An 8,877-nucleotide genomic window follows, 5' to 3' on the forward strand; every position below is an offset into this window, starting at 1 on the left:
ATGAGCGACAGCTCGGTGGCGGGACTGTGCAGACTGACGGTGCGGGCTCCCGCGGCGGCCCTGGATCTGGCGGTGCCGTCGGACATCCCGCTCGCCGATCTGCTGCCCGCGATCGTCGGGCACGCCGGTGCGGATCTGCCCGAGTCGGGTCTGGAGCACGGCGGTTGGGCGTTGCAGCGGATCGGCGGCGCGGCACTGGACCCGGAGGGCACCCCGCAGTCGCTGGAACTGCGCGACGGCGAGGTGCTGTTGCTGCGCCCGTTCGCCGAGACGCTGCCGCCGGTGCGGTTCGACAACCTGGTGGACGGGGTGACCTCCACGATCCGGGGCCTGCCGCACGGCTGGTCGCCGACGGTGAGCCGCTGGTCGCTGCGGGCGGTGCTGCTGGCGGTGCTGACCGGCGCCGTGGTGCTGCTGGCGCTGTCCGGCGCGGACGCCGGGTCGCGGGCGGCGCTCGCGGCGGGTGCCGCCCTGCTGGCGCTCGCCGGGGCGGGCGCGGCGGGCCGGGTGCTCGAGGACCCGCCGGGCGCGGTGCTGCTGGGCCTGGCCACCGGGCCGTTCGCGGCGCTGGCGGCGGCGCTGGCGGTGGGCGGCGCCCAGCCGGGCCCGCGCTGGCTGGCGGCGTCGGCGGCGTGGGGGGTGGCGACGGCGCTGGCACTGACGGCGGTGGCGTCGCACGCGGTGGCGTTCGTGCCGGGCATCGTGCTCGCCCCGGCCGGGCTGATCGGCGGCGGTCTGATGACGGTCATGGGCGACACGGGCCTGGACGGCGCGGGCGCGGCGGTGGCCGTCCCGGCGGTGGTGTTCGGGGCGTTCGTGCCGATGCTGTCGTTCTCGCTGGCGGGGCTGCGGCTGCCGCCGCTGCCGGGCAACGCGGAACAGCTGCGGGAGGGAATCGAGCCGTACGCCAGTCAGGAGGTGACCGCGCGCACGCGGGCCACGGACCACTGGATGACGGGCCTGTACGCGGCGGTGGGTGTGGTGTGCGCGCTGTGCCTGGCGGCGCTGGCGACCAGGCCGGGCACCCCTCAGTTGCTGACGGGCGGGCTGCTGACGCTGCTGCTGGTGCTGCACGGGCGGGGCCTCGGCAACGCCTGGCAGCGGCTGTCGCTGGTGCTGCCGGGCGCGCTCGGCGCCGTACTGCTGACGGTGTGCGCGGCGCTCGCGGGCGGTGCCCGGGGACAGCTCGTCGCGGTGGCGGCGCTGCTCGCCTCGGGGGTGCTGGTGGCGGTCGTGGCGTGGACGGTGCCCGGACGGCGCATCCTGCCGTACTGGGGGCGGGCCGGTGACCTCCTCCAGTCGGCGGCGGCCGTGGGGCTGCTGCCGTCGGTGCTGTGGGTGCTGGGCGTCTACGCCGACCTGCGCGGCATCAAGGGCTGACGGGTGCCGACGACACCCCGCACCGGCCGTGCCGTACCCCGTGCCATACCCCGCACCGGCCGTGCCGTACGCCGTGCCGGTCGGGCCGTACGCCGGACCCGTGTTCTCGCGGTCCCCGCGCCTCTCGCCGACAACTTTCTCAACGACCGTGCGCAGAAGAGGACGTGAACCGTGCAGACCAGACGTGACCAGGTTCAGGCCCACCGGTTCGTGGTGGGCCGGCTGACCACGGGCCTGATGCGCACCGACCCGGACGCGCCGGAGGGGCCCCACAGCCGTACCAACCGGGCGATGGCGTTCGGCGGGGCGCTGGGCGCGGTGCTCGCCGTCGGGTTCCTGGTGTTCGGCCTGATCTCGCCGGGCGGCTCGGACGCCTGGCGGGACCCGAGGACGCTGATCGTGGAGGCGGGCACCGGCAACCGGTATCTGTACGACGGCACGCTGCGCCCGGTGCGCAACTACGCGTCGGCGCGGCTGATCGTGGGCGAGCGGCTCGCCTCGCGGACGGTGCCGTCGGCGTCGCTGGCGGGCACGGCGCGCGGCGGGGCGGTCGGCATCGACGGCGCTCCGGACGCGCTGCCCCCGGCGGGCCGGGTGGACGGCGGGCCGTGGCAGGTGTGCGCCGGCACCGCCGCGACGGCGTCCGGCGGGACCGTGCCGACGACGACGCTGACCGTGGACGGCGACCGGGGCGCGGCCGGACTGGGCTCCGGTCAGGGGCTGTTGGTGCGCGGGCCGGACGACCGGGAGTATCTGCTGTGGCACGGCAACCGGTTCCGGCTGGCGGCGGGCACGGCGACGGCGGACGCCCTCGGCTACGGCACGGCACGGCCGCTGCCGGTGTCGGCGGCGTTCCTGGACGCGGTGCCCGCGAGCGCGGACCTGGCGCCGCCCGCCGTGCCGGGCCGGGGTTCCGCCGGGCCCCGGCTGGACGGGCGGCCCACGAAGGTGGGGCAGGTGTTCGTGGTGGACACACCGGGCGCGGTCAAGCAGTACTACCTGCTCCAGCGGGCCGGTCTGGTACCGGTGAGCACCACGCAGGCGGCGCTGGTGCTGGCGTCCCCGGAGGAGCGGGTGTCGGCGTACGGCGGCGGTGCCCCGGTGGCGGTGCCGATCGCGGCGGACGCGCTCGGCGGGGCGCTGGTGCGGGGCGCCCCGGCCGGGGTGTCGGACGTGCTGCCGCAGGCGCCGCCGGTGCTGGTGCCGCTGGACGGCGGCCGGGCGGCCTGCGTCCGGGTGGACGGGGCGGTGTCCGCCCCGGGCGCGGGCGGCGCCGGGCGGGCGCGGAGGGTGCGGGTCGGTCTCGGGGTGCTGTCGGCGCCCGCCGCGTCCGGGGTCCGGGGCGGCGGCCCGCAGGCGCCCGCCGCCCCGGCCTGTCGGCCGGTGGACGCGGTGCTGGTGCCGCCGAGCGGCGGCAGCCTGGTGCGGGCGCTGGACGCGGCCGGGTCCCCGGTGGGCTCGACGACGTATCTGGTCACGGACGCCGGGGTGAAGTACCTGCTGGCGGACGCGAAGGCGGCAGGGGCGCTGGGCTACGACGTGACGCGGGCGCGCGGGCTGCCGTCGCCGCTGCTGTCGATGGTGCCGACGGGCCCTGATCTCTCGCAGCGCGACGCGCTGTCCGGGCGGGCGGTGACGACCACGCTCGCGGGGTGCGCCGGGACCGCCGGGACCTCGGGGAAAGTCCCCGCCGGACAAGCCGCGTACAGCTCCGGAACACCTTCTGTTCGCGTGCCGGTAAGCAACGCACAGAATCCTCGTCACGGCACGCCACTGGAGAAACACACGTAACGTGCCATCATATCTGTTCATATGAAAGCGGATTGACGTTCCACCAGCCGTTCCACACGCGATGCCAGTGCGTCACCAACCGCTGTCCCCCGGTCCCGCGTGCGACGCCCCGGGCGTCGGCGCCCCGGGCGGCACGCGCCGGTGCCGCCTGCTTACCGGGAAGGACATCGGTATGAGCACCCCCACCGGCAATCTGCAGCAGTCGTCCACGGCGACATACAGCCAAGCGGTGCAGTTCCTGGAGAGCGCCCGGTCGAAGATGACCGCGATCCAGGGGCAGGTCGCGGACGCGGCCACCACGCTCGCCGCGCACTACCAGGGACCCGACGGCCAGGCGTACGCCCAGGTCATGGCGAACTGGTCGGCCGAGGTGGACCGCATCAAGGCGACCTGCGAGGCGATGGAGAACCAGCTCGACAACAGCATGCAGGCATCCAACAAGAGCCAGAGCGACAACATGGGCGCGGTCCAGCAGACCGGCCACCTGTCGATCACGCACGGCTCGGTCTCGGACGGCGTCTACAACGCGCTGTCCGGCAACTGACCCGCACCTCCCCAGGGGGGCTTCCCCGGCCCCTGCCCCGAGGGCCGGACGGCCCTCGTCCCGGGGGCGTTCCGCCCCTTCCCACCTTCGTCTGGAGTGCACCATGCCCGCCGAGGACGGCATCTACATCGATCACGGTCAGGCGCTCACCTTCACCGAGGAGATGCAGGCGCAGACCCAGAAGATCGCCGGCATCATCAGCGACCTGCAGGGCGAGCTCGCCTCGATCATCAGCACCTGGCTGGGTCCCGACCGCGAGGTCTACTACACCAAGGTCCAGCCGACCTGGAACGCCGAGGTGAACGCGCTCAGCACGATCCTCGCCAACCACGCGACGACGCTGGACGGCATCTCGGACAACTACCGGCAGACGGTGAACCGCAACGCGCAGGGCTTCGAGGAGATCCGCTTCTGACCGCGCGGCCGCCCCTCGGGGCCCGGCCCGCCGATCCCGTGCGGCGGGCCGGGCCCCGGGGCGGCGGTCCGTGCGGCCCACCGGCAGCAGGGAGGGCGGCAGCATGACCGACGTAGGAGATCCGGACCTGACGGCACTGGACGCCACGGCGCTCCAGGCCTTCATGGACAACGACGTGGACCGTTTCATCGACGACATCGTTCAGATGCGCAAGGCCGGGCAGACCCCGCCGGCCCTGTACGACCTCCAGGCATCCCCGCATCCGGTCCAGTTGGGCCAGATGAGCGGCGACGACAACACCGGCGGCGCGTCCGTGGTCGCCAACGCCAAGGCGGCGGCCAAGGCGATCGACCAGGTGCTCAACCACCACCACGAGGCGTTCACCGATCTCCGCCGCGAACTGGGGAACGTCATCACGACGATGCTGAAGACGCAGGGCGAGAGCCTGTCCGGCATCGACGGCCAGAAGTTCCTGACGGCGATCAAGGACTACGACTTCGAGATGAACGGCGGTTCGGGCACGGGCTCCGGCCCGGCCTCCGCCAAGGTCTGACACCCGCCGCTCCCGCCGCCCAGCCCCTCGTCACCCCGGAGGACCGCGTCATGGCCGCATCGGCCGACAACTGGGAGAACATCATCGGTCTGATGACCGGCTTCACGCTGCCCGACCGCGGGTCGATCGCGGACACCAAGGGCACCAGTGGCATCCCCTGGCTGGACGTGGACATCAAGCGCCTGGGGCTGGGCAGCGGCGGTGACCTGCGTCTGCACTCCGAACTGACCGACTCCGGCGGCACGATCCAGTTCTTCACCGGGCACGGCGACTCGCTGGACAAGTACCAGGCGACGGTCACCTTCAAGGACACCGACGGGCACCGGTACGTGGTCCGCTCGCAGAACGCGCTGCACGAACTGCTGGACGGCCACCGGAGCACCGTCAACGGCAGTACGGACGGCGGCGATCCGACCTCGGACAACGTGGTGGACCTGACCTCGTTCACCACACTGGCCCAGTCGTTCGACAAGGCGGGCGCCTACTTCAAGGGGCACACCGAGACGCTCAAGCAGTGGGCGGAGAGCCTCGGTGACGAGAACGCCTCGTGGAAGGGCACCGCCGCCGGGGTGTTCTGGCATCTGATCACCGACCTGCACGACAAGTACGACACCTTCACCACGGCGCTGACCCCGCCCGGCTTCGCCCCGGAGCACACCGCCAAGAGCACCGGGTACGTCGCCACCACCAAGTTCGGCGACTCGGTGATCGGCGCCGAGGTGTCGCTCTACGACGCGCTGGACCATCTGCGCACCCAGCTCGGCAAGTTCACCGGCGGTACGGCGGGCGCGGTCACCGTCAACCTGGCCAGGGGCGGCACCGACAACGTGCCCATCGACCCCGAACCCAAGGTGGTGCTGGCCAAGTTGCTGGCGGAGGTCGCCGACTGGGCCAACACCGTGCAGGCGCCCAACGTCACCGGCAGGGGCACCCACACCGGCGGGTACATGGGCAACTCCGGTCCCACGGTGTGGAACTACACCACCGGCGGCGATTACACCGACACCATCGCCTGGGGCAGCCCGAAGGACACCAGCACCTGGGCGGGCCTGGCCAACGAGGCGGTGCGGCGCTGGCGCACCAACATCGAGAACAACCTGGACGCGCCCGCCCGTACCGAGGTCACGGGCCTCCAGCAGTCCTGGAGCCGGGTCCTGGACCCCAACTGGGACAGCTCCTTCACCTTCGGCAGCGGGGCGAGCCCGTCGCTGGCCGACGAATACCGGCAGGAGAAGGAGGAGTTGGCCGAGGAGGAGGCCAGGAAGGCGGCGGAGGAGGGGAAGAAGGCGCAGGACGACCTCACCGACGAACTGACCGGCCTCGGCGACGGGATCAACAGCCTCGGCGACGGCGTGAACGGGCTCGGCGACGGTCTGAACGGCTTCGGTGACGGCCTCGACAGGTTCAGCGACGGCATCAACGCCGGGCTGGACGAGTTCGGCGCCGGGGTCGGGGACGGCTTCAGCGGCATCGGGGACGGACTGGACAGGTTCGCCCAGGACATCGACAACGGATTCCGCAACGTAGGGCAGGGCCTGACCGACGTCTTCTCCGGCAGCGGAGACGCCTCGCTGGGCGGCGGACCGGGCAACGTGTTCGCGGGCGGCGACCCGTTCGGCTCCGGCGGTCCGTTCGGAGGAGGTGACCTGACGGCCACCGGCGCGGGCGACGCGTTCGCGGGCATGGGCGGCACCCTCCCGACCTCGTCCGACGGCATCACCGGCCTCACCGACCCGTTCACCGGTGCGGGCGTGACCAGCGTGGACGGCAGCGGAAGCACCGGCCTCGGCGGGGTCCTCGGCACCGGGGGGCAGGAAGCACCGCTCCCGCCCGGCTTCGTACCGTCCACCACGATCCCCGGTGTCGGCGACCTGCTGACCAACCCGGGCGATCCGTCGCTCGCCGGGGTGCGCGGCGGCGACGGCAGCGTCACCACGCAGAACGGCGACGGCACGGTGACGACCACGTTCCCGGACGGCACCGCCACGACGGTCGGCCCGGACGGCACGGTCACCACGACGAACGCGGACGGCTCCACCTCCACCAGCCTGCTCGGCCCCGGCCAGACCCTCACCAACCCCGACGGGTCCACCACCACGGTCGGCGCGGACGGCACGATCAGCACGCACCTCCCGGACGGCTCCACCGTCACCCAGAACCCCGACGGCAGCCTGGTGACGACCGGCCCGGACGGCAGCACCAGCACCCACTTCCCGAACGGCGTCGTGCGGACCACCGGTACCGACGGTGTGAGCCACCTCACCGCGCCCGACGGCACGACGATGACACAGAACCCGGACGGCAGCCTCACCTCCGAGTTCCCCGACGGCTCCACGACCACCGTCGGCGCGGACGGCAGCGTGACCACGACCACCGGTGACGGCCGGACCGTCACCGGGCACCTCGGGGACGGCCAGAGCGTCGTCAACCCCGACGGCTCGTCCACCTCGGTCGGCGCCGACGGCTCGATCACCACGCACTACCCCGACGGCTCCACGGTCACCGTCAACCCGGACGGCACGGTCACCGGCACGGACGCGACCGGCACGGGAACAGGCACCGGCGGCACCGGCACGGGCACCGTCGGGGATCTCCCCCCGCTGCCGGACCTCGGGAGCATCGGCACCGGGACCCTCGGCGGTGCGGGCATCGGAGGCGGAGGTCCCGGCGGCACCGGTGGGCTCCATCTGCCGACCTCGGGCGCCGACCCCGACGGGCTGACGCTGCGCGGCGGCGACGGCTCCACCACCACGCACTTCCCGTCGGGTACGACCGCGACCACCGGCGGCGACGGATTCACCACCACTCGCTTCCCCGACGGCAGTTCGACCGTGCGGGGACCCGGCGGCCAGTTCCAGACCGTGCCCAGCCCGGAGACAGCCGCCGCGCAGGCCGCGGCCGCCGAGCAGGCCGCCGCCCTGGCGAACCCGCTCACGGCCGACGGGCTCGCGGGCGCCGGAGAAGCGGGGGGCGCCGGGGAAGCGGCACTCGGCGGCATGATGTCCCCGCTCATGATGATGATGGGCATGAACCGCATGGGGAACCAGGGCGGCGGGCGCGAGGGGGAACGCGTCCGGGAGACGTACGCGCAGGCCGACGCCGACGGCGCGTTCATCCAGGGCGGCAGCTACCAGCAGTACGCGGCACCGCCCGAGGAGGTCTTCGAGGAGGAGGAAGAGGACCCGGAGGTGCTGCCCACCCGCTCCGCCGGAGGCACACCGGGCCGCTACGGCGCCCGCCCCACCACCCAGTCCGGTCGGGCCGACGGCGAGGAGGACGTGTGGGGCACCGGCGAGGAGGGCCTGCCCGCTTCCCTCGGCCGCTGAACTCCCCCACTCCACACTGGACTTGACACCGAGGGCGCCCACGAGACGCCGTACCGCCCGCCCGCCCGAACCGCACAGCACCACCTGCCGGAGGAGAACCATGAGCGACGAACTGCGCAGCCAACTCGACCAGGCGATGGCCGAGTTCGAGACGCAGCGGCAGCAACTGGTCAAGGCCAGGGAGCGGATCGCGGCCGTGGAGGTCACCGCGCGTTCGCGGGACCGGGCGGTGGAGGTGACGCTCGGAGCGGACGGCTCACCGAAGGCGCTGCGGTTCCTGGACAACCGCCACAAGGCCATGTCCGGGCAGGAGTTGGCGGCCTCGGTGCTGGAGGTGCTGCGCGCGGCCCGTGAGGAACTGGGCGTGCGGGTGCGCGCCGGGTTCGACGAGTCGGTGGGCCTGGTGCGCGGCAGTTCGGGCAGACCGGCCGAGGACCGACTGGAGGGGCTCGGCCTGGACCGGCTGCTGGACTCGCTGCGGGCCCCCGGCGGCCCGTTCGCCCCGGAGAAGGGAAACGGACGTGGCTGACGGCAACGTGTTCGCCGCACTGCCCGGCGAGGTCGTCCAGGGCGGCGGCGCCACCGACCAGGTCGGCGACTTCGCCGTACAGCTCGCCCGGAACTGGACCGCGCGTACCGCCTACGACCCCAACGACAACCCGCCGTGGGGCGACCACGGCGACATCGCCGTGGCGTTCGCCGAGAAGTACGTCCAGCCGCATGCCGATCTCCGGGACGCGCTGGAGGAGTTGGCGAAGGCGATCAAGTCGGCCGCGGCCCACACGATCACCTCCGGCGCCCAGTTCCACGGCGCCCAGTCCGACGCCCTCGACGCGCTGCACCGCGACGGGGGAGGCCGGCGGTGACC

The 8,877-nt window shown here is 73.4% G+C and carries 8 protein-coding genes; all 8 read left to right on the forward strand.

All coding sequences use genetic code 11. The annotated features are described in order from the left end of the window. The 8 genes from eccD (at window position 1) to KUM39_RS11115 (ending at window position 8,875) form a co-directional block, all read left to right on the forward strand. Complete coding sequence (gene eccD, locus KUM39_RS11080; RefSeq protein ID WP_217785323.1) at window positions 1-1,380, forward strand: type VII secretion integral membrane protein EccD; 1,380 nt, start codon at window positions 1-3, stop codon at window positions 1,378-1,380. 171 nt (window positions 1,381-1,551) lie between these two features. After that, a complete protein-coding gene (gene eccB, locus KUM39_RS11085) occupies window positions 1,552-3,171 on the forward strand; it encodes a type VII secretion protein EccB (RefSeq protein ID WP_217785325.1) in 1,620 nt (539 codons plus the stop codon). Between the two features lie 172 nt (window positions 3,172-3,343). Continuing rightward, a complete protein-coding gene (locus tag KUM39_RS11090) occupies window positions 3,344-3,715 on the forward strand; it encodes a hypothetical protein (RefSeq protein ID WP_217785327.1) in 372 nt (123 codons plus the stop codon). A gap of 103 nt (window positions 3,716-3,818) precedes the next feature. Continuing rightward, on the forward strand, window positions 3,819-4,130 hold the full coding sequence (locus tag KUM39_RS11095; protein ID WP_217785328.1) for a WXG100 family type VII secretion target: 312 nt from the start codon (window positions 3,819-3,821) through the stop codon (window positions 4,128-4,130). 103 nt (window positions 4,131-4,233) lie between these two features. Then, window positions 4,234-4,683 (forward strand): type VII secretion system-associated protein, encoded by a 450-nt coding sequence (locus tag KUM39_RS11100; protein ID WP_217785329.1) that lies wholly within the window; start codon window positions 4,234-4,236, stop codon window positions 4,681-4,683. A gap of 50 nt (window positions 4,684-4,733) precedes the next feature. After that, window positions 4,734-8,009: an AAWKG family protein gene (locus tag KUM39_RS11105; protein WP_217785330.1), complete on the forward strand. Its 3,276-nt coding sequence runs from the start codon at window positions 4,734-4,736 to the stop codon at window positions 8,007-8,009. A 100-nt stretch (window positions 8,010-8,109) separates the two neighbouring features. Beyond that, entirely contained in the window at window positions 8,110-8,538 is a 429-nt protein-coding gene (locus KUM39_RS11110; RefSeq protein WP_217785331.1) for a YbaB/EbfC family nucleoid-associated protein, read from the forward strand. Further along, window positions 8,531-8,875, forward strand: coding sequence for a hypothetical protein (locus KUM39_RS11115; protein WP_217785332.1), 345 nt, complete (start codon window positions 8,531-8,533; stop codon window positions 8,873-8,875). The genes KUM39_RS11110 and KUM39_RS11115 overlap by 8 nt, the downstream gene beginning before the upstream one ends. The last annotated feature ends 2 nt before the right edge of the window (window positions 8,876-8,877 follow it).

Source organism: Streptomyces corallincola, assembly GCF_019104725.1.
In the GTDB taxonomy this organism is placed as follows: domain Bacteria; phylum Actinomycetota; class Actinomycetes; order Streptomycetales; family Streptomycetaceae; genus Streptomyces; species Streptomyces corallincola.